Annotated in this window: 21 protein-coding genes, 1 tRNA gene and 2 pseudogenes; 14 read left to right on the top strand and 10 right to left on the bottom strand. The window is 61.9% G+C overall.

From position 1 onward, the window contains the following. Nucleotides 1-259 precede the first annotated feature (259 nt). On the top strand, nt 260-2,023 hold the full coding sequence (locus AB4Y34_RS14215) for an ATP-dependent DNA helicase RecQ (RefSeq protein ID WP_368716365.1): 1,764 nt from the start codon (nt 260-262) through the stop codon (nt 2,021-2,023). 50 nt (nt 2,024-2,073) lie between these two features. On the opposite strand, the gene AB4Y34_RS14210 is transcribed toward AB4Y34_RS14215, so the two are convergent. From AB4Y34_RS14210 to AB4Y34_RS14195, 4 genes are all read right to left on the bottom strand, one after another. After that, on the bottom strand, nt 2,074-2,256 hold the full coding sequence (locus AB4Y34_RS14210; protein ID WP_176381805.1) for a hypothetical protein: 183 nt from the start codon (nt 2,254-2,256) through the stop codon (nt 2,074-2,076). Nucleotides 2,257-2,416: 160 nt separating this feature from the next. After that, nucleotides 2,417-2,489 (bottom strand) — tRNA-Lys (locus AB4Y34_RS14205). 68 nt (nt 2,490-2,557) lie between these two features. Beyond that, a complete protein-coding gene (locus tag AB4Y34_RS14200) occupies nt 2,558-2,965 on the bottom strand; it encodes an Hsp20/alpha crystallin family protein (RefSeq protein ID WP_176386124.1) in 408 nt (135 codons plus the stop codon). Between the two features lie 27 nt (nt 2,966-2,992). Beyond that, nucleotides 2,993-3,436 carry an Hsp20/alpha crystallin family protein gene (locus AB4Y34_RS14195; protein WP_368716364.1) on the bottom strand — a complete coding sequence of 148 codons (444 nt, stop codon included), beginning with the start codon at nt 3,434-3,436 and terminating at the stop codon, nt 2,993-2,995. Nucleotides 3,437-3,679: 243 nt separating this feature from the next. Between AB4Y34_RS14195 and AB4Y34_RS14190 the strand changes: the two genes are divergently transcribed. The 3 genes from AB4Y34_RS14190 to AB4Y34_RS14180 all read left to right on the top strand — a co-directional run bounded on the left by AB4Y34_RS14190 (nt 3,680) and on the right by AB4Y34_RS14180 (nt 4,947). Then, a complete protein-coding gene (locus AB4Y34_RS14190; protein WP_368716363.1) occupies nt 3,680-4,063 on the top strand; it encodes a hypothetical protein in 384 nt (127 codons plus the stop codon). A 10-nt stretch (nt 4,064-4,073) separates the two neighbouring features. After that, on the top strand, nt 4,074-4,415 hold the full coding sequence (locus AB4Y34_RS14185) for a cupin domain-containing protein (protein ID WP_176385259.1): 342 nt from the start codon (nt 4,074-4,076) through the stop codon (nt 4,413-4,415). Nucleotides 4,416-4,479: 64 nt separating this feature from the next. Continuing rightward, nucleotides 4,480-4,947 carry a PRC-barrel domain-containing protein gene (locus AB4Y34_RS14180; protein WP_176385261.1) on the top strand — a complete coding sequence of 156 codons (468 nt, stop codon included), beginning with the start codon at nt 4,480-4,482 and terminating at the stop codon, nt 4,945-4,947. A gap of 63 nt (nt 4,948-5,010) precedes the next feature. Here the strand turns inward: AB4Y34_RS14180 and AB4Y34_RS14175 are convergent, their stop codons facing one another. After that, nucleotides 5,011-6,321 (bottom strand): FAD-binding oxidoreductase, encoded by a 1,311-nt coding sequence (locus AB4Y34_RS14175; protein WP_176385263.1) that lies wholly within the window; start codon nt 6,319-6,321, stop codon nt 5,011-5,013. A gap of 25 nt (nt 6,322-6,346) precedes the next feature. Continuing rightward, nucleotides 6,347-7,771 (bottom strand): homospermidine synthase, encoded by a 1,425-nt coding sequence (locus tag AB4Y34_RS14170; protein ID WP_368716362.1) that lies wholly within the window; start codon nt 7,769-7,771, stop codon nt 6,347-6,349. Between the two features lie 283 nt (nt 7,772-8,054). Here AB4Y34_RS14170 and AB4Y34_RS14165 point away from each other — a divergent pair, with 283 nt between their 5' ends. The 3 genes from AB4Y34_RS14165 to AB4Y34_RS14155 all read left to right on the top strand — a co-directional run bounded on the left by AB4Y34_RS14165 (nt 8,055) and on the right by AB4Y34_RS14155 (nt 12,486). Then, nucleotides 8,055-8,363, top strand: a complete 309-nt coding sequence (locus AB4Y34_RS14165) for a hypothetical protein (protein ID WP_368597754.1) — start codon at nt 8,055-8,057, stop codon at nt 8,361-8,363. A 161-nt stretch (nt 8,364-8,524) separates the two neighbouring features. Next, nucleotides 8,525-9,658, top strand: coding sequence for a substrate-binding domain-containing protein (locus AB4Y34_RS14160; RefSeq protein WP_368716361.1), 1,134 nt, complete (start codon nt 8,525-8,527; stop codon nt 9,656-9,658). Continuing rightward, nucleotides 9,655-12,486: an ATP-binding protein gene (locus AB4Y34_RS14155; RefSeq protein ID WP_368716360.1), complete on the top strand. Its 2,832-nt coding sequence runs from the start codon at nt 9,655-9,657 to the stop codon at nt 12,484-12,486. The genes AB4Y34_RS14160 and AB4Y34_RS14155 overlap by 4 nt, the downstream gene beginning before the upstream one ends. 31 nt (nt 12,487-12,517) lie before the next feature. Here the strand turns inward: AB4Y34_RS14155 and AB4Y34_RS14150 are convergent, their stop codons facing one another. Beyond that, nucleotides 12,518-14,098, bottom strand: a complete 1,581-nt coding sequence (locus AB4Y34_RS14150; RefSeq protein WP_368716359.1) for a response regulator — start codon at nt 14,096-14,098, stop codon at nt 12,518-12,520. A 213-nt stretch (nt 14,099-14,311) separates the two neighbouring features. Continuing rightward, a complete protein-coding gene (locus tag AB4Y34_RS14145) occupies nt 14,312-14,629 on the bottom strand; it encodes a hypothetical protein (RefSeq protein WP_176385274.1) in 318 nt (105 codons plus the stop codon). Nucleotides 14,630-14,887: 258 nt separating this feature from the next. Between AB4Y34_RS14145 and AB4Y34_RS14140 the strand changes: the two genes are divergently transcribed. After that, nucleotides 14,888-15,118: a hypothetical protein gene (locus tag AB4Y34_RS14140; RefSeq protein WP_368716358.1), complete on the top strand. Its 231-nt coding sequence runs from the start codon at nt 14,888-14,890 to the stop codon at nt 15,116-15,118. Between the two features lie 108 nt (nt 15,119-15,226). On the opposite strand, the gene AB4Y34_RS14135 is transcribed toward AB4Y34_RS14140, so the two are convergent. Further along, nucleotides 15,227-15,823, bottom strand: coding sequence for a TetR/AcrR family transcriptional regulator (locus AB4Y34_RS14135; protein ID WP_176110718.1), 597 nt, complete (start codon nt 15,821-15,823; stop codon nt 15,227-15,229). 294 nt (nt 15,824-16,117) lie between these two features. On the opposite strand from AB4Y34_RS14135, the gene AB4Y34_RS14130 reads away from it, so the two are divergent. From AB4Y34_RS14130 to AB4Y34_RS14105, 6 genes and pseudogenes are all read left to right on the top strand, one after another. Continuing rightward, nucleotides 16,118-16,780 carry a DUF3313 domain-containing protein gene (locus AB4Y34_RS14130; RefSeq protein WP_368716357.1) on the top strand — a complete coding sequence of 221 codons (663 nt, stop codon included), beginning with the start codon at nt 16,118-16,120 and terminating at the stop codon, nt 16,778-16,780. A 26-nt stretch (nt 16,781-16,806) separates the two neighbouring features. After that, nucleotides 16,807-17,028 (top strand): hypothetical protein, encoded by a 222-nt coding sequence (locus AB4Y34_RS14125; protein ID WP_176110716.1) that lies wholly within the window; start codon nt 16,807-16,809, stop codon nt 17,026-17,028. 146 nt (nt 17,029-17,174) lie between these two features. Further along, complete coding sequence (locus AB4Y34_RS14120; protein WP_368716356.1) at nt 17,175-18,431, top strand: paraquat-inducible protein A; 1,257 nt, start codon at nt 17,175-17,177, stop codon at nt 18,429-18,431. A gap of 25 nt (nt 18,432-18,456) precedes the next feature. Further along, a pseudogene (locus AB4Y34_RS14115) lies at nt 18,457-20,041 on the top strand (intermembrane transport protein PqiB). Further along, nucleotides 20,038-20,625: a membrane integrity-associated transporter subunit PqiC gene (locus tag AB4Y34_RS14110; protein WP_176385282.1), complete on the top strand. Its 588-nt coding sequence runs from the start codon at nt 20,038-20,040 to the stop codon at nt 20,623-20,625. The pseudogene AB4Y34_RS14115 and the gene AB4Y34_RS14110 overlap by 4 nt, the downstream one beginning before the upstream one ends. 248 nt (nt 20,626-20,873) lie before the next feature. Continuing rightward, nucleotides 20,874-21,506 carry a hypothetical protein gene (locus AB4Y34_RS14105; protein WP_368716355.1) on the top strand — a complete coding sequence of 211 codons (633 nt, stop codon included), beginning with the start codon at nt 20,874-20,876 and terminating at the stop codon, nt 21,504-21,506. Nucleotides 21,507-21,593: 87 nt separating this feature from the next. Here AB4Y34_RS14105 and AB4Y34_RS14100 read toward each other — a convergent pair. After that, a pseudogene (locus tag AB4Y34_RS14100) lies at nt 21,594-22,974 on the bottom strand (sigma-54 interaction domain-containing protein). Nucleotides 22,975-23,034: the final 60 nt, after the last annotated feature.

Below are 23,034 nucleotides of genomic sequence, written 5' to 3'. Positions count from 1 at the left end.
GTCGGAAGGGGAATCCGTTGTGCGGTCATTCATGGCGGCTCCGCGATCGACCAGGTTCTCCCGTCGAGCAAACCCCATACCGAGCCACTGGTCGCGCGGCTCGTTCCGATCTGCCGCACGGTCCGTGGATTGCGCAACTCACGTCAGGAGGTACGAGCACGGCGCGATCCCGCCCGCGTCGCCCCGTCGAGGTACGGTGGTTGCTACGTCGCTGGCTGACTAGCTGCCCCCCCCAGGCCAACCGGCGAACCCGATCTTCATGACTGACACCGACACCACGCGCGACACGTCTGCCCGTCTGAACGCGATGCGCAGGACGCTGCGCGAGGTGTTCGGTATCAGCCGGCTGCGCCCGGGCCAACGGGACATCGTCCGCAGCGTGCTCGAACAGCGCGACACGCTCGCCGTGATGCCGACGGGGGCCGGCAAATCGCTGTGCTACCAGTTGCCGGCGTTGCACCTCGACGGTTGGACGCTCGTCGTGTCGCCGCTGATCGCGTTGATGAAAGACCAGTTCGACAAGCTGTGCGAGGCCGGCATCGACGCCTGGCGGATCAATAGCGCGGTGCCGGCTGCCGAGCTGCGCGAGACTTACGAAGCGTTGCGCGACATACGCCGCGGCATCGTGTTCGTCACGCCCGAGCAGCTGACCCGGCCGGAGCTGATCCACGCATTGCAGGCGGGCTCGCGCCAGCGCATCAAACTCGTGGTCGTCGATGAGGCGCACTGCGTATCGCAGTGGGGCCACGATTTTCGCCCGGCGTTCCTGCGCATCGTCGATGCGGTCAAGGCGCTCGGCAAGCCGCCGATCCTCGCGCTGACCGCGACGGCGACGCCCGACATCCGCGAGGACATCGTGCGTTCGCTCGGCCTTCACGAGCCGCGCATCGTGAACACCGGCGTGTATCGCGACAACCTTCACTATCGAGTGACGCAGGTGTCGGTGGGTGGCGGACGACAGCGGGCATCGACGCGCGCGAGAGAGGCGAAGACGGCCGCGTTGCGCACGCTGCTCGCGAGCGAAGCCGGCCGAGGCATCGTCTACACGGCGACCGTGCGCGAAGCCGAACAACTCGCGGCAACGGTGCGCAGCTGGGAAGTTGCCGCCGCCTGCTATCACGGCCGTATGCCGGCGCGCGAGCGGCACGATGCGCAGGAGCGTTTCATGTCGGGCGACGTGCGCGTGATGATCGCAACCAACGCGTTCGGGATGGGCGTCGATATTCCCGACATCCGCTTCGTCGTCCATTACCAGATTCCCGGCAGCATCGATGCGTATTACCAGGAAAGCGGACGCGCGGGACGCGACGGCAAGGTCGCGCGCTGCGAGCTGCTGTTCGACCTGAACGATCGGCGGGTGCAGCAGTTTCTCGCGCTGGGCCGCTATCCCGATGCTGCGCTGCTGCGGCGGATCTGCGACGCGCTCGCGCAGCGCGCGAAAGCGCCCGGTCCTGGCGTAACGGCGCGCGAGCTGCTCGACGCGGTGCCGGACGTGGGCCGCAACAAGCTCGCCGTGGCGCTGAAGATGCTGACCGACTCGGGGCACGTATTGCGCAGCCGGCTGCAGCGGTATCGGCTACGCGAGCGTGGCCCCGAGCATGGCCGCGATGGCGCCGAGGACAGCGCGATCGAGGCCGCGGTCGAACGGTATGCGCAGCTCGCGACGCGCGATCGCGACGCACTCCAGCAGATCATCGACTACGCGCAAACCGGCGGCTGCCGATGGCGGGTGATGCTCGAATATTTCGGCGATGCGCAGGGATTCGAGCGCTGCGGCACTTGCGACAACTGCCTGAACCCGCTGGCGGCGACGCTAGAAGCGCAACGAGCCGCCGCCGACGATAAACGGCCGCCGCGCCACGCCAGCAGGAAAGCGCGCTTCGGCCGAGGCGATGCAGTCCGCGTGCGCAAATACGGCTCGGGCCATGTGGTGTTTTCAACCGACGAACAGGTCGCGGTGCTGTTTCCCGACGGCACGACCCGCACCTTCATGGCGACGTTCGTGAAGGCCGAGATCGCGTGATGCGCGGGAACGCGACGGACAGCTCTACACGCGAGACGCTGTGCGCATCGTCATTGGCCGCCCTTTTCCTGCGATGGCTTCACTTCGGACAGGTCTTCTTCTTTGACTTCTGCTTGCCGCACGCTCGTGCCGTCCTCGCCGGATTCGGAAATGTCCGTTTCGAACGTGCCTTCGTTGCCCGTGTCGGCGTCAGCAGGTTTCGGCGTTTTCGGCTGCTGTTGCTGGGTCGTCATGATTTGCTCCTTGCAATGTCACACGGCGCGTGATGCCGCGCGTGAACATCACTCAGCATGGACGATGCCCGGGAGCGCAAGACGTTTCATCGCGACGAAGTTCGCACTCGAAAGCAGGCGAGAATTGCCTGTCGTCTGCGCCATATGGCTGCAACTCGTATGGGCCGTACCGGATTCGAACCAGTAACCAACGGATTAAAAGTCCGCTGCTCTGCCAATTGAGCTAACGGCCCAGCCAGCCAGATCGTCACCCGCTGCCGGGTAATTCTGGCGTCGGTGCTAGCCGATGTCGATGGTTCGTTCAGTCGGTACTCACCTCGATGCGGCGCGGTCGCGCTTCGTCGCGGCGCGGTATCGTCAGCTTCAATACGCCGTCCTTCAGATTGGCTTCGATTTTCGACGCATCGAAGTCGGCGCTCATCGAGAACGCCCGCGCGAAGTGAGGCTGCCGGATCTCCGCATGCTGCAGGCGCAGTTCCGCCGGTGTCGGCACCACCGCTTCTGCTTCGATGTACAGGTTGCCATCGTGGACCTTGACGTCCAGCCGCTCCCTGGTCACGCCCGGAAGATCCGCCCACAGCGTGATGCCGTGGCTGTCCTCGAAGATGTCTACCGGCGGTGTCAACGTGATCCGGCGTTGCGACGCATCACCGTCGCGCTGGGCCACCGCCGTTTGGTCCTTTCTGGCGAGTTCAGTCGTGTCGTTCATGATGTCCTCCGTAGTTCTGCCAGCCGCTCACTGAACGGTGATCGCCCGCGGCTTTGACGCCTCGCTTTTGCCGATGCTCACCATCAGGCATCCATTGGTGTACCGCGCGCTGACCTTGCCAGGGTCCGCGTTTTGCGGGAGCTCGACCACGCGCCGGAACGTGCCAACGAATCGCTCCTGCGCATAGGTGCGCACATCGTCGCCGCGGGTTTCCGGTTGCGAGCTCGCGCGCTCGCCGCTGATGGTCAGCAACCCCTTGTCTAGCGATACGTCGAGCTTGGCCGGATCGACCCCCGGCGCGAACGCGACGATCTCGATCGAGTCGTCGGTCGAACCGATGTTGATCTGCGGGAAGGCGCCAGCGCGGCCTGAACGGATACTGGAAGGGAAGCCGCCGAAGAGGCTCGCCATCTGCCGTTGCAGACGGTCGAACTCACTGAACAGGTCGGTCCCGAAGTAAAGGTCACTCATGATCGTTTCCTCCTTGGATGCAGCACGGAAACGAACCGGCCTACGCGCTCCAGTCCGCCTGCCGGGCTGCGGCAAACAAATCGAAACACGCAGCGCGCCGCATGGCGGGCGCGACTGCCTGAGCGGAATTTAGAATAGTATGCACGGAGAAAATTTCAAGGTGGGTAGCGCAAAATTTTGTTCTTGAAATCGGCTCGCTGAGCACTATTTTTACGACACTCCGACGAACCATGCGAGGTCTTCATGGAATTCGAACATGACTGGCTCACCCTTGGGCGCCACCGAATCCGGTTGCGCTCGACGAAAGGTTTTCCAACCGAGACGATGCGCTCTGCGGCCGAAGTCATCCAATTGGCGATCGACAACAATATGAGCGCCCGCGCGCGGCTGGTCGAAGTGGTATTCCGGCAGGAATCGGCTTACGAAATCTCGGTCGGCACCACTTTCGCGGACGATCGGCTTTGCGCGCCGCAGCTGGAAGCGGCGATCGCCACGGTGTTGGGTTTGCAGCTGGACCAGATCAATATCTTCGTGACGGTGGTGACGCAGGAAGAGGTCGCTCTGCACTTCGGCGTTTATGAAAGAATGCTGGCCGAAAAGCTCGGCGTCGTGCCGCCGATCCAGTAGGGAGAGATGGATGATCGAACCAGTCGAATTTCTCACCACGATAGATACCGCTTGCGACGGTTACCGAAATGAAGTCCTGACGACCGTCAATGATCACGACGTCCATATTAGCGTGATGAATGCGCCATATTTTTGGCACATCCATCCCGACTCCGACGAAACGTTCATCGCGATCGACGGAACATTGATCATTGACTTCGACGACGGCCAGGTCGAGTTGCGGCGAGGCCAAATGCTCACGATTCCGGCCGGCATGCGCCACCGTACCCGTCCTGCCACGGAACGCTCGATCAATCTGACGGTAGAAAGAACCAACGCCACGACGGTCCGCTGCGACTCACCTGCCGACTAGCTCGTTCGGGGCGGGCATGGCGGTTGCGACCCGGCTGATACCAGCAGAAACGAGGGAGGACATCATGACGAGGCTTGATCCAAATCGAACGACCGGCGAAGCGGGCGCGCGGATAGTTGGCGGTGGCGTAGGAGAAGGACCGGGGCCGGATGTAATGTCCGCCGACACACTGGACGGCAACAAGGTAATCACCACCGACGGCGAACATGTCGGCAAGATTTCCGACATCATGCTCGACGTCCGGGGTGGTCGCGTCGCCTACGCCGTCCTGTCGGAAGGAGGTTTCCTCGGCATGGGCGACACGCTGCACGCGATTCCGTGGAATGCACTCACTCTCGACACGGCGGAAAAATGCTTCCGTGTCGACATCACCGCGCAACGGATCAAGGACGACCCAGGGTTCGACAAGGATCACTGGCCGTCCATGGCAGATCCAGCATGGGGAACCGAGTTGCATAAGTACTACAACCGGCGACCATACTGGTCGGCGCCTGACACCGGAGACTTACCGCTTGGGCCGATGGACGTATGAGGACATAAGCGGAGGCGGCTGCCCGCGAACATCAGCGGGCACCGGCCCCATCACAAGCGTCGGTCAGATGAGTTCACGGAGCTTGTAATACCACATGCCCAGAACCAAAGCCTGTGTGCGTAGCCTCTTGCCGCCCGGGAACCGTCGATGCCTGATGCGGCTAAACACGTCGAAGCGGGACGCATCGCCGCCGATCGCGTCCGCCAGAATCTTGCCGGCCATTCCCGCGAACACCAGCCCATGTCCGGAGAAGCCTTGCACATAGTAGAGGTTGTCGCCGATACGACCGAGATCCGGCGCGCGGTTCATCGTGATGTCGACATAGCCGCCCCATGCATATTCAATGTTCACGTCGGCGAGTTGCGGAAAAACGCCCATCATGCGTCTGCGCATGCGGTCGATCAGATCGCGCGGGGTGGTGGCGTCATACGATTCGCCTGCACCGAACAGCAAACGATCATCCGCACTGAGCCGGAAGTAATCGAGTATCAGATTGTTGTCGGACGCCGCGGCGCGGCCCGGCATCAGCGCGTCGGCCCGCTCACCGGTAAGCGGTTCCGTCGCGATCATGTAGGTGCCCACGGGCATGATGCGGGCTTCGATCTCCGGTGCGGGATGATCGCCGAACTCTCCCAGATAAACGTTTCCAGCCATTACCACACGGTCACACGACACCTCTCCCTCGGCTGTCTTCACCACAGGCCGAGCGCCCCGATCGAGCCGCGACACGGCGGAATTTTCGAAAATCCTGACGCCCGCGCGACGCGCCGCCTCGCCCAGACCAAGGCAATAGAGAAGCGGATGAAGATGGCCAGACCCGGCGTCGTACACGCCCGCGGCGAACCGCTGCGACGCTATATGAGCGTCAAGCGCCGTGCGGCCCAGCCATTCGAGCGGGTAGTCGTACCTGTCGCGCGTGCGCCGCACCCAGTTCATCAGTTGTTCCGCCTTCCGATCGCTGACGGCAAGCGTCAGATATCCGCGCCGATAATGGCAATCGATGCCGAAGCGCACAAGCCGATCTTCCAACAGTCGCATACCCTCCAGCGACACATCCCACGCCCTTCGCGCGACCTCGCGGGAACATTGGTGCTCGATCGCATCTTCACCCTCGTCGCCGAAGCCGACAATCGCGTGCCCACCGTTACGCCCGGACGCCCCCCAGCCGATGCGCTGCGCCTCCAGCAATGCCACGTCGAAGCCACGCTCGGCTAGCTCCAGCGCGCACGAAAGCCCCGCATAGCCAGCGCCGATCACGCACACGTCCGCGTTGAGTTTCTCCTGCAACGGAGGATGAGACTGCGCACGGGTGACGCTCGCCTCGTAATACGAGTCCTCGACAACGCCCTGTTCCTTGTTCAACAGTGACGACATAAGCCGGTCTCCGAAGGTCTGCCCGCTATGGAACGCGTATGTTGAGAAATTGCCAGGGATCGTCGTCGCACGGCGAATCGTAAAGGAGCGAGCGTTGCGCGAGCGGCGTCCATGAATCATAGACGCCAATCATCTCGCCCAGATAGGGTCGCGCGACCCGCATCACGGTTTGATAGTCGATGTCGTCCGGCTCGACTACGCCGGCGTCCGGATTCTCGAGCGCCCATACGATGCCGGCCAGGATGCCGGCCACCACCTGCAGGCTCGTTGCGTCGTTATGCGGCGCGAGTCGACGGGCTTGCGGCGTGGTCAGACGGGAGCCGTACCAGTAGACTCCGCTGTCGTTTCCCATCAAAAGCACGCCGAGTTCGTCGGCGCCATCGACGATCTCATCGCGCATGATCCGCTTTTGGTCCTGCAGGCGCCAGCCTCGTCCGGCGAACTGGTCGATCGAAAGAAACGCATCGTCGCAAGGCCGATAAGCATAGTGCACCGTCGGACGGTAGATCACTTCGCCATCCTTGCGAAGTGTCAGATGGTCGGCGATGGAGATCGACTCTCCGTGCGTAATGAGGAACCCATGATAACTACCGGCGAGCGGCGTCCAACTGCGTACGCGGGTCGCGAGTCCCGGGCGTTGCAGGTAGATCGCCGCATCACTGCCGAATCCGTGCCGACGCGCGTCCACAGGCCAATGCCGTTCATGCGTACCCCATCCAAGTTCCGCCGGTTGCATGCCCTCTTCCACGAAAGCGTCGACGGACCACGTATTGACGAACTCGTTTCGCGCCTTGCGGCACTTGGCGACCTGGAAGTCCCGCTCCGCTATGTGGATCGCCTTGATGTTCAGCCGGTGTGCGAGCGCGGCCCAGTCCTCGTAGCTGCGCGGCGCTGTTGCCTCGATGCCGCTGTTGGAGGCCATATCGAGCAGCGCCTGTTTTACGAACGCCGAAACCAGTCCGGGGTTCGCGCCTTGCGTGAGAATGGCGGTCGGACCGTCGCGCTTGTCGAGGCGAAAGGCCAGCAAAGCTTCGCGAAGCGCATAGTTGCTGCGCCTGGAGGCGGAACGATCGGGATCGGTCGACTCCCCTTCCCATGGTTCGATGGATGTGTCGAGATACAGCGCGCCACGAGACCAGCAGAAACGCACGAGCGATTCGCTCGACACGTTCACTGACAGATTCAGCACGAGGTCGCCTCTTTTGACGTAGCCAGCGAGCAGCGCCTCGAAGTTGTTCTCCGACAGCGCCTGCTCGACGACGCTCAGCCCGAATTCGCGAGCGATCGCCGTATCGTTGCCGGGCGGGCAAAACACGGTCACGTGTTTCGGGCAAACATCGATGTGCCTGAAAAGTATCGGTAGCAGCGAACTCGCGATGCTTCCTAGTCCAATGATCACGATATTGCCGTGACAAACGGCGTGCTTTGTCCAATTCACCTGCGCGCTCATCTCTGCTCCTAACCACAGCGCTTCGGTATGCGCGTGTTCTCGTGTTCGGTCTTTGTGATCCATCGTGACGGACCGTACCATCCGCCAGCATTCCGCATTCCGCATTCCGCATGCTGCATTCCGCATGCTGCTGCCCGCCTCGCGATTACGGCCGCGGCGGTTGGCCGGGAACGCGCGTTGCTAAACGTGCATCGTCAATACGAAACGCATAACGGAGACAGCCATGGGCTGCGCGCTTGTCGCGGCCGAACGGCGCGACCCGTTCAGTGGCGGGAGAAAAGCGATGTCCATTCAGGAATATGCGCCGTATCGCGGCTGCAATATCGAGGTCAACGTCACGCTATCGAAGACGCATTGGCTCGGCGGGAAATATCGCCGTTTTCGTGTGTCATGGACCGTGACCTTGCCCGGCAATCCGCACCAGGAAGTGGTCAGCTTTCCGGAACAGTTCGATTTTCTGACTGAGCGGGAGGCGTTCAGGTATGGAGAAAATCGGGCGCACACCTATATCGATTCGATGTTGTCGACGCCTTCTCAAAGGCGCAGGCTGCGCGAGCCGGTCGCGCAGCCCGGCACGCGCCATGAGGTTTGATGGCTCGAGCCGGCGCGCGCTATTTTGCTGAAGGCGGGCCAGCCGTCGCGCGAGGCGCAAGGTCACGCGGAAATCCGGTTGTAATATGCTAACCAGCAAATGCTCCGCGAGCAGCTCGGGCGACACCAATCGATCTCGACGGAGCCCCATGGAGGGACAGCATGAGAGGCTTCCTTCTGGCATTGGCATGCGCGTGTGAGCTGTCGGCGGCCACGGCGCAGGATTTATTACCTGCCCCTTCGACTTCAGCGCCGGTCGCCGCGACGGACTTTCTGGCCATGGCGAAGCGAGTGGTCGACGCCGCTTCGCGACCCGCTGCGCCCTGGAGCGGGCCGCGCAATGGCCCGCGCGCGCAATCCGGAAAGCATATCGCCGTGGTCGCAGAGGATTTGCGCAACGGCGGCATCCTCGGGGTGGTCGGTGGTGTGCTGGAGGCGGCCAAGGTCATAGGCTGGCGCGTGAGGATCTTCGATTCCGGCGGTACGGCCGAGCTCCGTCTGAAGATGCTCGCGAATGCGCTGGCAGGCCACCCCGACGGTCTGATCCTCGCCGGGGGCGACGCACATGCGCTGCTCCCCGCACTGCGGCAGTTTGCCGACGGCAACATCCCGATCGTCGGCTGGCACGTGGCGGCGCGGGCCGGACCCGTGCCAGGCACGCCCGTCGCGATGAACGTCTCGACGGATCCGCTCGAGGTTGCACGGGTGACCGCGCTCGCGGCCGTCGTGCAGTCTTCCGGACATGCGGGCGTCGTCATCTTCACCGATCCCGGTTTCCGGATCGCACAGGAAAAGGCGGACGCAATGGCTGCTCTCGTTCGCAAGTGCAGTGGCTGTACCCTGCTTGAAGTGCGCGACATGGCGATCTCACGCAGCGAGAAGCTGGTGCCAGAGGCGACACGCGCCCTGCTCGCGCGTTACGGCCCGCGCTGGACCTGTGCGCTGGGGATCAACGACATCTACTTCGACTACGCCGTGCCGGTATTGACGCAGGCGGGAATACCAAACGCCGCAATGATCATGCTGTCGGCCGGCGACGGCAGCGAGTCCGCCTTCCTGCGCATCCGCACGGGTACGTTCCAGACGGGGACCGTCGCCGAACCCCTGAATCTGCACGGCTGGCAGATGGTGGACGAACTGAACCGGCTTTTCGCCGGAGAAGGCGTAACGGGTTACGTGATCCCCGTGCATCTCGTCACGGCGGACAACATCGCCGCTGACGGCGGCGATCACCTGCTCTACGATCCCGACAACGGCTATCGCGACATTTATCGTCGGATCTGGCAACGCCCGTGAAACTGCCATTCCCACAATCGCTGACCGCTCAGTTTGCGCTCGTCGCCTCGTGCCTGGCCGCGCTGGTGGTCGTGATCGGCGCCACGTCGATCTACTCGTTGGCCACTTCGGCCTACTCGATCCGTCAGCTCGCCGAAGAGCGGCTCGCCCGCCTCGTGGATGCGCAGGATCTCGTGCAGCACACGCTGACGATCGAACGCCTCGCCTTGCAGCTGTCTAGCGACGATACGGTTGAAGCCGTGCGCGAGACGCATCGGCAGGTGCTCGAACAGTTGGCATCCTTCGACGGCCTGGTCAGCCGGCTGGCCTCGGCGACCACGAGCGAAGACCCGGGCGTCGACCCGCTGACACTTTATCGGTCGAGCCAACGCTTTCGCAACATCGTCAACATCGAGGCGCAGGTGCGCGAGACCGCGCTCGCCCGCGGGGGTGCCTCGGCGTCGGTGCAACCGGCAGGCGTGTCGCTGGCCAGCCTCGACGCGGATCTGCGCGGCGCGGCCGACGCGCTCGCCGCCGCGGCGCACCGGCAGTCGGATGATTTGACGAGCGAATACCGTGAAGCAGTCCAGGATCTGGCCGCTCGCGCAGATCGCACTCGTAAATGGGTGGCAGCCGGGCTCGCTGTCAGCCTGTTGCTCACCTGGCTAATCGCCCGCGAATTCCTCGGGCGCCATGTGGTGGCGCGCCTGCGCCGTGTCAGCCATTTTCTGCGACATGGCGATGCCGGGAACCCGCAAGCCGGCGTCCCCGTGCACGGCGGCGACGAGATTGCCGATATGGCGCGTGCTGTCGAGCAGTTCCTCGAAGACCGGCGCCAACGCCGCCAGGCCGAGCAGGCGCTAAAAGAACTCAACGCCGGACTCGAGGCACGCGTCGCCCAGCGCACGGCGGAACTCAGTACGGCGCTCGCGGGTCAAGCCGCCGAAATCGCCGAACGTCAGCACGCCGAAGATGCGCTTCGGGAAAGCGAGAACTTTCTTAACAGCATCATCGAAAACATCCCGGACATGGTCTTCGTCAAGGAGGCCGAGACCTTCCATTTCGTGCGCTTGAACAAGGCGACGGAGCAACTACTCGGCTACCGGCGCGAGGAGCTCCTCGGCCGCTCCGTCCATGACCTGTTTCCCGTCGACGAGGCCAATTTCTTCGCGCTGAAGGATCGCGAGGTGCTGGAGTCGCGGCAAATGATCGACATACCGGACGAGCCGGTTCATACGCGCCATGGACTTCGCCTCGTGCACACGATGAAGATCCCGATCGTCGATGTGCGCGGCGAGCCCCGGTTCCTGCTCGGTATCTCGCGTGATATCACGGAGCAAAAGCATGCCGAAGCGGAGTTGCGGCGCTATCGCGAGCACCTCGAAGACATGATTCGCGAGCGGACAGCGGAACTAGCCGTTGCCAAGGAGCGTGCCGATGCGGCCAATCAGGCAAAGAGTCAGTTTCTGGCACACATGAGCCACGAACTGCGCACGCCGCTCAACGGAATTCTTGGGTACGCGCAAATCCTCAAGCGCGACACGACCCTCGATCAGCACCAGCTCGACGGGCTTGCAGTGATCCAGCGCAGCGGCGAACACCTGCTTACGCTGATCGACGACATCCTGGATATCGCCAAAATCGAGGCCGGGAGAATGGAACTCAATCTGTCCGACGTCCCGCTCGAACAGTTCGTCTCTTTTATCGCCGAGACGATACGGGTGAAGGCCACGGAAAAAGGCCTGGCCTTCGTTTGTGAGATGCCGCCGGATCTGCCCGCGTGTGTGCGGGTGGACGAAATACGGTTACGCCAGGCGCTGCTCAACCTGCTGTCGAACGCGATCAGATTTACCGAGCAGGGAAGCGTGCGTCTGCGCGTCGCTTTCACACCGCCGACGCGACTATGTTTTGAAGTCCGCGACACCGGCATCGGCATAGATCAAGGGCGTCTGGAGGAAATCTTCAGTCCTTTCGAGCAGGTCAGCGAGGACCATCATCGCTTTGGCGGTACGGGCCTCGGGCTAGCCATTAGCCGGCAACTCGTGCGCCTGATGGGAGGCGAGATCCGTGTCGAAAGTCGCCGCGATATAGGCAGCGCCTTTTCGATCGAGCTGGACGTCGAGGTGGTAGCGCCTTGCGCGGCTGTCGCCACGCCCGAACGAATCGTGAGCGGCTACAGAGGGCCGCGCAAGACTATCCTCGTTGTGGATGACGTGGCGGAGAACCGTGCCGTGATGGTCGATATGCTCGGTCCGCTCGGATTCGATATGGCGCAGGCGGGTAATGGATCTGAAGCAATGGAGAAAATCGAATCCCTGCATCCTGCGCTCGTCCTGATGGACGTGGTCATGCCCGGGACGGACGGCCTCGAAGCCACGCGTCGCTTGCGCCAGATGGCCGAGTTCCGGGAGCTCCCGATCGTCGCAGTCTCCGCACGCGCGTCGAGAACCGATGCGGCGCAAAGTCTGGAGGCAGGCGCAAATGCCTTTCTGGCCAAACCGATCGACTTCGGCCAGCTTTTGTCCGTCGTCGCGGCGCTCCTGAATGTCGAGTGGATCGATGCAGCTTCAGAGGCGCAAGTCACTGAAGCGGGACCATCTGCTGTACCCGCCGTCGCGCCTCTTCCGGACGACTTGAAGGCGCCCCCGCCGGAGGAAATTCAAGCGCTGCATTACCTCGCGCGACTCGGCGATATGCGTGCCATTGCGCAACACGCGCAACACTTGACCGAGCTCGACGAGCGCTATCGACCCTTCGCAGACCACCTCAGCAGGTTGGCGAAGGCTTACCGGTCCAAGTCGATTCTCAATTTCGTCGAGCAATATCTGGAAGGAAGACAAATCCGATGATTTGCGCCGCGGGAACGTGAATCGCTGGGCCTTACCTTCCAACAGCATCGAGCGGAATGTGAATCGAAACCATGGTGCCCGCGCCGGGCGCGCTGTCGATTGAAAGCGATCCGCCGATCAGCCGCGCGCGCTCGTTCATGCCGAGCAGGCCATATGAATAGTCGCGCCTCACGACTTGCTGATCGAAGCCTCGGCCGTCGTCACGCACCTGCAGCAGGAGCTTCGCCGCTGTCGAAATAAGCGTCACCTCGACATGTGTGGCGTCGGCGTGCCGCGCGACGTTCGTCAGCGACGCCTGTGCGATGCGAAACAGGGCCGTCGCATGGGCGTCGGACAACGCGGGGTCGCCGCCTTCGATGCGCAATTCACACGCAATCGCATGGCGGCGGTTGAACTCCTCGACAAGCCATTCGAGCGCAGACACGATTCCGAAGTTGAGCGCGGCAGGCCGCAAATGGCTCGCGACATTGCGCACCATCGAGATCGTGCCTTCGACCAGTTGACGCATATCATCGGCTTTCTTCGACGCTTCCGCGTCGTGCGCTATGCGCATCTTGAGCAACGACACGTCCATCTTGAGCGCAGTCAGCAATTGGCCCAGTTCGTCGTGAATCTCCATCGCAATGCGCTTTCTCTCTTCCTCGCGGATCGCCTCCATATACGCGGACAGTTCGCGCTGCTGCTCGCGTGATTCGACGAGTTCCTGTTCCATCTGCTTGCGACCCGTAATGTCGTTCAGGCCGACATAGATCGCGGGAGCATCGTCATAAGTCGCGACGCGCGCCGTCGCCATCGCCCAGAACCGTGTACCGTCCGCACGCCGGAACTGTATCTCCCTATCGCGCAAGCTGCCCTCCATGCGCAGATGCTCGATCAGACGCTCGCGCTCCCCGCGGTCGGCGTAGAAATCCGCGATATTGGCGGACAAGCGTTCGTCCATGCCGAACAGTTCGCGCAGCGGCTGATTCGTGTACAGGATGCGCCCGTCAGGCATCGACGTGATGCACAGCGGCACCGGGCTCGTTTCGACGATCGCGCGAAAGCGGGCCTCGCTTGCCTGCAAGCACGCGTTCGCGCGCGCCAGTTCTTCCGTACGCAACGCGACACGCCGCTCGAGATCGTCGCGCGCTTGCGATAACGCAGCCTCCGTTTCCTTGCGCATGGCCACTTCCGCCAGCAGTTGCCGGTTTTGCGCGAGAACCTGCTTGTGCATCACCCGCAGCTCGAGATGCACGCCGACGCGCGCGACCATCTCGTCGACGCGCAACGGCTTGGTCACATAGTCGACGCCACCTGCAAGAAAACCTTCGACGCGGTCCTCGTTGCCCGTCAGCGAGGTCATGAACAGGACGGGAATATCGCGCGTGCGCTCATCGAGCTTGAGGCGTCGACAGGTCTCGAAGCCGTCGATGCCCGGCATCTTCACGTCGAGCAGGATCACATCGGGCTGCGAGAAGACCGCGCGCTCCAACGCTTCGATACCGTCGAGCGCCACCAGCACGCGTATGCCTCGCGCTTCGAGACTGTCGACAACTACGCCGAGATTGCCCGGCGTATCGTCGACTATCAGAATAGTGCCGGTCTGCGCGACCGGGGTGGCGAAATGGCTCATGATGCGGTGTTCCCTTTCAGAGACCGCTCAACGAGTTGCAGGCTGTCCTATTCTGCACTCGATGTCAGAGCCTGGTCTATCGCGCGCTCAAAGGTTTTGAAACGTCCGATGACACAGCCGCGCCGCGGCCTCACTGCCGCCGCACGCTGCTCGCCTCTCGCCGCTCGCACGCTTTGCTCCGCTCTTCTGCGTTTTTTGCTGCGTTGCGGCTCGCTATTGCGCCGCCTCGCCCACCACGGCCAGCAGCCGGACTGCGCGAGGCTCGGTCAGTTCGTCGATCAGGTCGGCTACTTCGCACAGCGCGCGAAAGTCATACTCGTTGATCTGCTCCGCGTGATTGCGACGCAATTCGCGCATCGTTTCACCCAGCCGTTTGAGCGCGTTGGGCGTGCTGTCGATCAGCGGCCAGCAGTGCATCAAATATGCGAGCGATTTCACGCTGCGCGCCTCGCACCACGCGTCGAACAGTCGTAGACATATCGAGTCGATCTGTTCGACGACGTTCTCCCGCTCCGACAGATAGCCCATCATGATCCATCACTTCGACATTGCATTTCGATACCTCATCATCTATGAGCAGAAGTCGTGTCGCATTCAGTGCAAGCTGGAAAACCAGGGTGACACATCCTGATTCGCGTGTCAGGAAATCCTTAGGCCATGCCGATTCCGATGGAGCAAATCCTGACGGCTAAAACCAGCCCTTCCTGAGACGACATTCCGCCGGTGCCGATTGGACGCACTCGCCGATTCGCCATAGCATCGACGCATCGTGCATCGAGGAGGGAAATCATGGCGGGCAACATATCGCTGCGTTCTCAGGTCGAAAAACTCATCGGCCCGCAGGACGTGATCCAACTGCGCGCGTGGCTCAGCGACTGGTACGACTATGTATTCGCCGTGGGCTACATCCACCCGCCCTTCACACTCGATGAGGCGACATCCGACCGGCTCGAAGGCTACTTCAAGGCGGGCCTGACGCCAGCCGAAGGTGCAATTCTGTTCTTCGGCATCGTGCATTGAGAGGCGAGCGGCGAGGTTCGAAGAGTTCGACGGATCTGCCGGCAAGCCTTGCCTCACAAGCGCCAGGAGAAACCCCCTTTGATCGCATGAGCGGGTCCGACCGCCAGTTCATCCGGCAGATCGTTTGCGACCTTTTCCTTGCGCGCGCGGACCGTGCCATTTTTCTTCGTCAAGAAGCCGATCGAATAGACGATTACGGACCGTATCATCCAGCGGCGACATGCCCAGCAGCGAGTGAAACGCGAGGCCACTGGCGGCAAAGTAGCGCAGCAACGACAAATCCGCGTCTGCCGCCTCGTCGTGCAACGCCTTCATTTTCGCTTCGTCCGACGTCTTCATTCCGTCCAGCAGGTTCGGGCTCTCGATAATCGCCGCAAGCACGGCCCGTGCGACAGAGTGCGGCTGATTGACCGATTCCCGGTAAATGGCGATCTGGGCCGCAAGGGTAGGTTCGGCTTTCGACGCGCCCTCCTTTGCCACATAGTCACGAGCAATCTGCTCGAACTGTTGCCGCTGATACTCGAGTAACGCACCAAGCACGCCTTGCCTGGTGCGGAATTGATGCAGCAGTCCGCCCTTGCTGATGCCGCTTTCGCGCGACAAGGAATCGAACGTCAGTCCGCCCACTCCTTCCCGGGTCAGGATGACGAGAGCGGCATCAATTGCTTTCTTGCGGGATATCTCCGAGCGGGTCTGGTTGTCCATTGTCGATATTGATGACGTCGCAACCGAGGCGTTGCTGGCCCGATTGCAGTCGCGTCGCGATGGTATTGGGTGAGCACCCGGCGTGGCGAATGCGTGTCGGCACACGACCCCCAACCCGTTACCGCAAGGGGGCAGTCGCCGTATTTCGGGGAATTGTACCGCCGCGGGCGGCATAAAAACAAACCGGGTAGACGGTTTACATTCAATTTGGACGATGCTACTGTTCGGTCCCATCGGTTCTCGCTCATTCAAGGCCCCGCCGCTCAGCCAGACCACCTCTTCAAGGAACACAACATGTTCACGCACCAGCTCGTCCCGCTTCTTATTTCCGTCACGGCCGCGTTATCTCTCGCGGCGTGCGTTGGTGTGCAGCCTGTCGCATACACGGCCATTTCATCGTCTTCGCAATTGAAGCAAAACCGCGATGGCGATTCGAGCAAGGTGCCCTACAGATACGCGGCGCCGGCAAACTGGTCGCGGTACACCCAAGTCATGCTGGAACCCGTCGCCGTATATCAGGGCACCGACAACCAGTTCGGCGACATGAAGAACGAAGACCGGACCGAGTTGGCCAATTACATGGCGGAGACTTTCGCGAAGAAACTGGCGAAACGGTTCGACATTGCGAAGCAGGCCGGCCCGAACACGCTGCGGATCAAGCTCACGCTGACCGGTGCGGAAAAAACGACAGCGATCGTCGGTCAGGTCATGCATTTCGACATTGCCGGCAATCTCTATAACGGTGTTCAGGCGGTCCGTGGGGGACAGGGCGCATTCAGCGGGTCGGTTTCCTACGCTGTGGAAATCTATGACGGCAGCAGCGGGAAACTGCTGAAAGCCTACGTCTCGAAGCAGTACCCGAATGCAATGAATCTCCCGGCTGCTTTCGGTTCTCTGAGCGCCGCGAGGACGGGCCTTGACAAGGGCGCCGATGCGCTTCTGGATCAACTTCACTGAATTTACGACTCCCGCGAGATCCCATCATGTCTGCACTTACCGATGTCGATGCTGCATTCGCGTGCCCGCCTTTGATGGTCGCCATCGTCTTCTCCGTGGCGTACCTGCTGGTTGGCATTCCAGTCCATTTCACGCGCGGTGCGCTCGCGAGGGACGTGCTTGGTACGTTGGCAGGCGTTTTCGCTGCACTCGTCTATATCACGTGGGTTCTCGGGTTTCATGCAAACATTCATTCCCCGCTACGGTGAGTCCGCGGAGTGCCGACCTTGCCCACGAGCGACTGCCGCTTTCCCGTAATACCCGGTCTGCTTACCCACGACCCAGACGCCTTGTCTTTTAGGCACGGCCTACAGGCTCATACGCCGGCAACCGGACACGGAGAACGGATAAAACCATGTTGATTGCCTGTCACGAATGCGACTTTCTTCAAGCGGTCACGCGACTCCCGGATGGCGGTGCGGCGCGTTGTGCACGTTGTGGCGCGGTTCTCTACAAAAGCTCGCCTGCCACATCCGGTCGCGCGCTGGCGTTCACGCTCGCTGCCGCCGTCCTGTTTGCGATCGCCAACTGCTTTCCGATATTCGGGTTCCGGCTTCACGAGACGCTCGTTGAAACCACACTTCTCGGAGCCGCTTCGTCGCTCTACGCAGAGGGCATGTGGCCCATCGCAGGCCTGGTTATCGTGACGACGCTGTTGATGCCAGCACTCAACATTGCCGCAATGATCTATCTGCTTCTCCCGTTGCATCTCGGCCGAACTCCGCAACGGCCGGAACAGGCGCTGCGGGTGCTGCGACACGTCGCCCCGTGGGCAATGATCGAGGTGCTTGTGCTTGCCATGCTCGTTGCGCTCGTCAAACTCCAGCACATCGCAGACGTCGTCCCGGGAGTCGGAATCGCTGCATTCGTCGCGCTGATGGTGTTGCTGGCCGCCGCAACCGCTGCTTTCTCCAGCCCTGAGATCTGGACGCGTATCGAGTCTTCCCCGGCGCATGTCGGCATTTCACCCGGTGGGTGGAGCACTTGCACCGGGACCACGGCGGCACGGGTTGGTCTGGCCTCCTGTCAACTTTGCGGCCTGCTCTCAAAGCCGCTCGCGCCTGACCACCCCGGAACCTGCCCGCGTTGCGGCTCGGTACTGCATCTGCGCAAGCCCGACAGTCTCGCACGCACGTGGGCATTCCTGTTGGCCGCGATGGTTCTCTACATACCGGCCGTTCTGCTCCCGGTCATGATGACAAGTACCTTGTTTGGCGCTCAATCGGACACGATCCTCAGCGGCGTTGTCTTTCTGTGGAGCTCCGGATCGCGGCTGCTCGCCGTGATCGTTTTCATCGCAAGTATCCTGGTGCCCGTGCTCAAAATCCTCTCGTTGGTTTTTCTCGCCTGGACCACCCAGACGAGATCTCCGCTCGTTCCGGGCAGGCGAACGCGGATCTATCGGCTGATCGAGTTCGTCGGCCGCTGGTCAATGCTCGACATCTACGTGATCTCGATTCTGGTGGCTTTCGTGCAATTCGGTGAAATTGCGACGATCGATGCGGGACCCGGAGCGATCGCGTTCGGGGCGGTAGTCGTGCTGACGATGTTCGCCGCATTGTCGTTCGACCCGCGACTCATCTGGGACGCCGTGGAGCCCGGAAGTGAATAACCCGTCTGGAAGGAGCGGCGAGCGCATCTTATTGAACGTACCCGTCGCAGCCGTTGCGCAACCGCCGCGTTGGCGCCTGCAGGTCGTCTGGCTGGTCCCGCTTGTCGCGCTCCTGATCGCCGGCGGGCTGGCGGTGCAGTCCATCATGCAAAGAGGCCCGAGCATCACGATCGGTTTCGCCACGGGTGACGGAATCGAGGCCGGCAAGACAAAGATCAAGTTCAAGAACGTCGATATCGGCGTGATCAAAAGCCTCGAACTCTCCGACGATCACAAGACCGTGATAGCCCACGCGGAGATGTCTCCCAATTCCGCTAGCATGCTCGTTGACGACACCCGCTTCTGGGTGGTTCGACCGCGCATATCGGGCGGCACGGTATCGGGGATCACCACCTTGATATCCGGCGCTCACATCGGTATGGACATCGGTACTTCGCACACGGCGCGCCGCGCTTTCGCCGGTCTCGAGTCGCCCCCGGTCCTCGCATCCGGGACACCCGGACGCGAGTTCGTACTGAAGAGCGGCACCATCGGTCGGCTCGCCGGTTTTCTTTCGGCGGCTCCAGGTCGGCCGGATCGTCTCCTACGCGCTCGACGCCGACGGGGCCGGCATGACCATCCACGTTTTCATCAATGCCCCTTACGACCGGTACGTGACCAATGACACACGTTTCTGGCAGGCGAGCGGCGTCGATGTAACGCTGGACACGACCGGCGTCAAAGTCAACACTGAATCGCTGGTATCGATCCTGATTGGCGGCCTCGCCTTCGAAACCCCGCCCGATTCGTCCGACAAGGTTGAAGCGCAGGCCCAACATGCCTACGAGCTTTTTGCCAGCCGCAGCGAGGCCATGAAGCGGCATGACGCCATCGTCGACAAATACGTGCTGACTTTCAACGAGTCCGTGCGCGGCTTGACCGTGGGTGCGCCGGTCGATTTCCGGGGAATCGTCATCGGCGAGGTGTCGGCGATCCGCGTGCACTTCGATCCGGCCAGGAAGGAATTCAGCATTCCCGTCGAAGTCAGCATCTTTCCCGAACGACTGGTCTCGCGAGAAGACTGGCAAAGAGACGCCGGCAGTACGCCGTCGGCGCGAAAAGCGTTTGCGGGCTACCTCGTGTCGAAGGGATTGCGCGCGCAACTGAGAACAGCGAGTCTGCTCACCGGACAACTTTATGTGTCGATCGATTTCTTCCCGGCTGCGCCCAAAGCGGCCGTCGACTGGAATGAAAAGGCGCCGCAATTGCCAACCGTGCCCGGCAACCTCCAGGGCTTACAGGAGTCGATCACGACGCTCGTCGCGAAGCTAAACAGGATTCCGTTTGACGGAATCAGCGCGGACCTGCACAAGACGCTCAGCGATGCGGACACATTGCTGAAAACCATCAATACCGATATTGCGCCTGGGGCAAAAGAGACGCTGAGCGCGGCTCGTGAGGCGCTGACCTCCGCGAACCGTACGCTGCAAAGCGACTCGCCGTTACAGCAGCAGACCGCCGAAACAATGCGTGAATTATCGCGCGCTGCGGCGTCGGTCCGCTCGCTCGCGGAATTCCTCGAACGTCATCCGGAATCGCTGATCCGTGGCAAGCGGGAGGATGCGCCATGAAAAGACTGATATCGCTATCCTTGTCGATCATCGTAACCGGCTGTCTGGTGGCGTGCACTGCCCCGCCCGCGTCGAAGTTTTACACATTGAGCCCTGTCCGGATTACCCGCACCTCACCGGCGGTCGAACGCGTTGCGATCGCGTTCGATCCGATTACGCTTCCCGAACTCGTCGATCGACCGCAGATGGTCGTGCGGCTGGAGTCGAACCGGGTGTCGATCGATGAGTTCGCTCGCTGGGCGGAACCTCTCAAGAACCAGATTCCGCGCGTATTGGCCGCGGATCTCGAGCAGATCATCCCGGGTGCGATCGTATCCACGTACCCGCAACATGCCGACGATACGGCGTACCGAGTTTCGGTTGACGTGCAGACCTTCGATTTGTCGGCGGACGGGACGGTGAAGCTGGCCGTGCTCTGGTCTGTGCGTGCGCCGAAGCTGGGCGATAGAGTAAGCGGACGCTCTGTCGTATCTGGAAATGCTCGAGGTAGGAGGTACGACGCCTTCGTGAGCGCGCACGACAGGGCGCTCGAATCCGTTGCCTGGGACATCGTCTCAGCCACGTATTCGATGGTGCATCCGTGAAAACGCAAGATTTCGGGTTCGCAAGGCGATGCGGCCCTGCGCCACGGATCTGATCATCTCCAGATACCGGCACGTTCTATCTGGCGGGTGACTAGCGGTGTAGACGCTGGTCAGTACCGCACGTAATAGCGAGCGTACTGTTCCAGCGAAACGTCGCAATTCTTCTAGCGCCGGGCCGACGCATGTATTCAAATGACGATGCACCCGCAGCCTCCGACCCGCGAATGCCAGAGCGGGCCTTGCACTGAATGGAGCATTCTCGAAACAGTGGAGCAGTTTGGCTGGACGCTGAGCCGGCCGCGGGCCGCTCGAATAGTTTTCTGCAGATCGGGATTACCGTGCAAACTTACATTGGACCATCTGAATCCACAGTTGCTAGCAAAGCGGCTCTGTTTAAGGTTGCTACCGATCGCGGTCACATCATCATGAGCGTGGACTCGGATCAAGACAAGAACGAAGAGCGCGCAATCGTTGAAGTCCGGCGCGATGCTTTGCTGGGGCTATGGCGGAACTGGACCACAACTGAAAACGAACTCGTCTGCTCGTCTCGTGCACCATCGACCCCGCTGAGAAGAAAGCTTGCGTTCGCCGACGAAGCTTTCATGCTGGGCAGGATCGCCCCTGTACCGCTGGCTGAAGTTCGATGCCGGGTGCGCCCGCAATCGATTGCTCGATCGACCAACGCATCGTCCTTTGTTCAAACGACGACCCAGCCGTATGTGTGTGTGGCCGATGGCATCGACCGCATGCTCTGGCTCACTTCGACCGGGGCACGCTGCTTTCCGGTCGTGTGCCTGGTACCCGAGGCTCCCTTGCTTTCCCGGCTGGCCGGCACGCCTCGCAGCCAATGGGTCCGGTTTTCAGAACTATTGCGACGCTGAATCGGATGCGCACGCGTGCGGGCAGTCGGTGAGAACCACCTGCGTGAAGGCGAATACGCATACGTTTCGCCACGACGCCCAAAAACGTTAGGCTCCCTCACCACCCGCGATCGCTTTAAGCCGGCGATAAAGCGTGCGCTCGCTCAAACCCAGCTGCGCGGCAAGCTCACTGCGCTTCCCGCGGAATTGCGCCGCTGCGCTCGCGAGTTCCGCATCGGTGATGCTTGCGCGGCAAGCCCAGACCCGCGACCAGCGATTCCTTGGCCGCGCCGAAAGCCTTTTCGCGGACCGCCTCGGGCAAGTGTTCCGGGCGGATCACGCCGCCGTCGGCGAGCAGATTGGCGCGCTCGAGCACGTTGCGCAATTCGCGGATGTTGCCGGGCCACGCATAGGCGCGCAACATTGCCAACGCCTCGGCCGAAATCGACGCCTTATGCGACGCCCCCGTTCGCGTCGACGCAATGCGCGTCAGGATCGAATCCGCGAGCAGCGCGATGTCGTCGACACGCTCGCGCACCGCGGGCAAATGAATCGGAAACGCACTGATGCGGAAATAGAGGTCAGCGCGAAATTGCCCGTCCGCGACCATCCGCTCTAGCGGCTTGTGCGTGGCCGCGACGAGCCGGAAGTCGGCACGCAGCATATCGGTGCTGCCCACGCGCCTGAAGGTGCCCGTTTCGATCAGCCGCAGCAGCTTCACCTGAATGGAAAGCGGCACGTCGCCAATTTCATCGAGAAACAGCGTGCCGCCCTGCGCGGTTTCGACGAGGCCCTGCTTACGGCTCGTCGCGCCGGTGAACGCACCTTTCTCGAAGCCGAACAACTCGCTTTCGAACAGCGTCTCGGTAATGCCCGAGCAATCCACCACGACGAACGGCCCCTGGCCGCGGCTGCTCGCTTCGTGCAGCGCATGCGCGAACAGCTCCTTGCCGGTGCCCGATTCGCCGAGCAGCAGCACGGGCAGCATCGAAGGCGCGACGCGCTGCAAAGCGGAAATCGCCTCGTTGAACGCGGGCGCGCGCCCGACCAGACCTTCGGAGCTTGGCCGCGCGGACGCGCTCCTGACCGTGGCGAGACGTTCGACATAGGCGACGATGCGTGCTTGCCGGTCGAAGATCGGCCGCAATTCGACGTCCACGTGCTCCGGGCCTCTCGGCGTGTGATGGATATGCAGCACGCGATCCGCACTGCGATTTTCCGTCGCGCGTTTCATCGGGCAGTGCTCGCCCGCCTGATCGCACGGCACGTCGTAGTGATGGGAAACCTGATAGCAGCGGCGCCCGATGTGCGCCTGGCCTTCGACGCCGAACTGGCGCTGATACGCGCGGTTCGCGGCCAGAATCTGATAGTGCGGATCGAGCACGATCGCTGGTTGAGGATCGTGCTCCAGATACGACACCAACGTGCTCACGTCGGGTACCACTGCGGCCACGCCGTCAGGCGCGCCAAAGGATTGCGACGGAAGCATCTGCCACCGCCCGAAAGCGATGGCGTGTCGTACATCAAGGTACCGGTCGATGCGCTGTAA

The organism is Paraburkholderia sp. BR10954 (assembly GCF_040965775.1).
Lineage (GTDB): Bacteria > Pseudomonadota > Gammaproteobacteria > Burkholderiales > Burkholderiaceae > Paraburkholderia > Paraburkholderia youngii.
The sequence above is the reverse complement of the archived record's forward strand: the minus strand, read 5'-3'. Positions and strand labels throughout refer to the sequence as shown.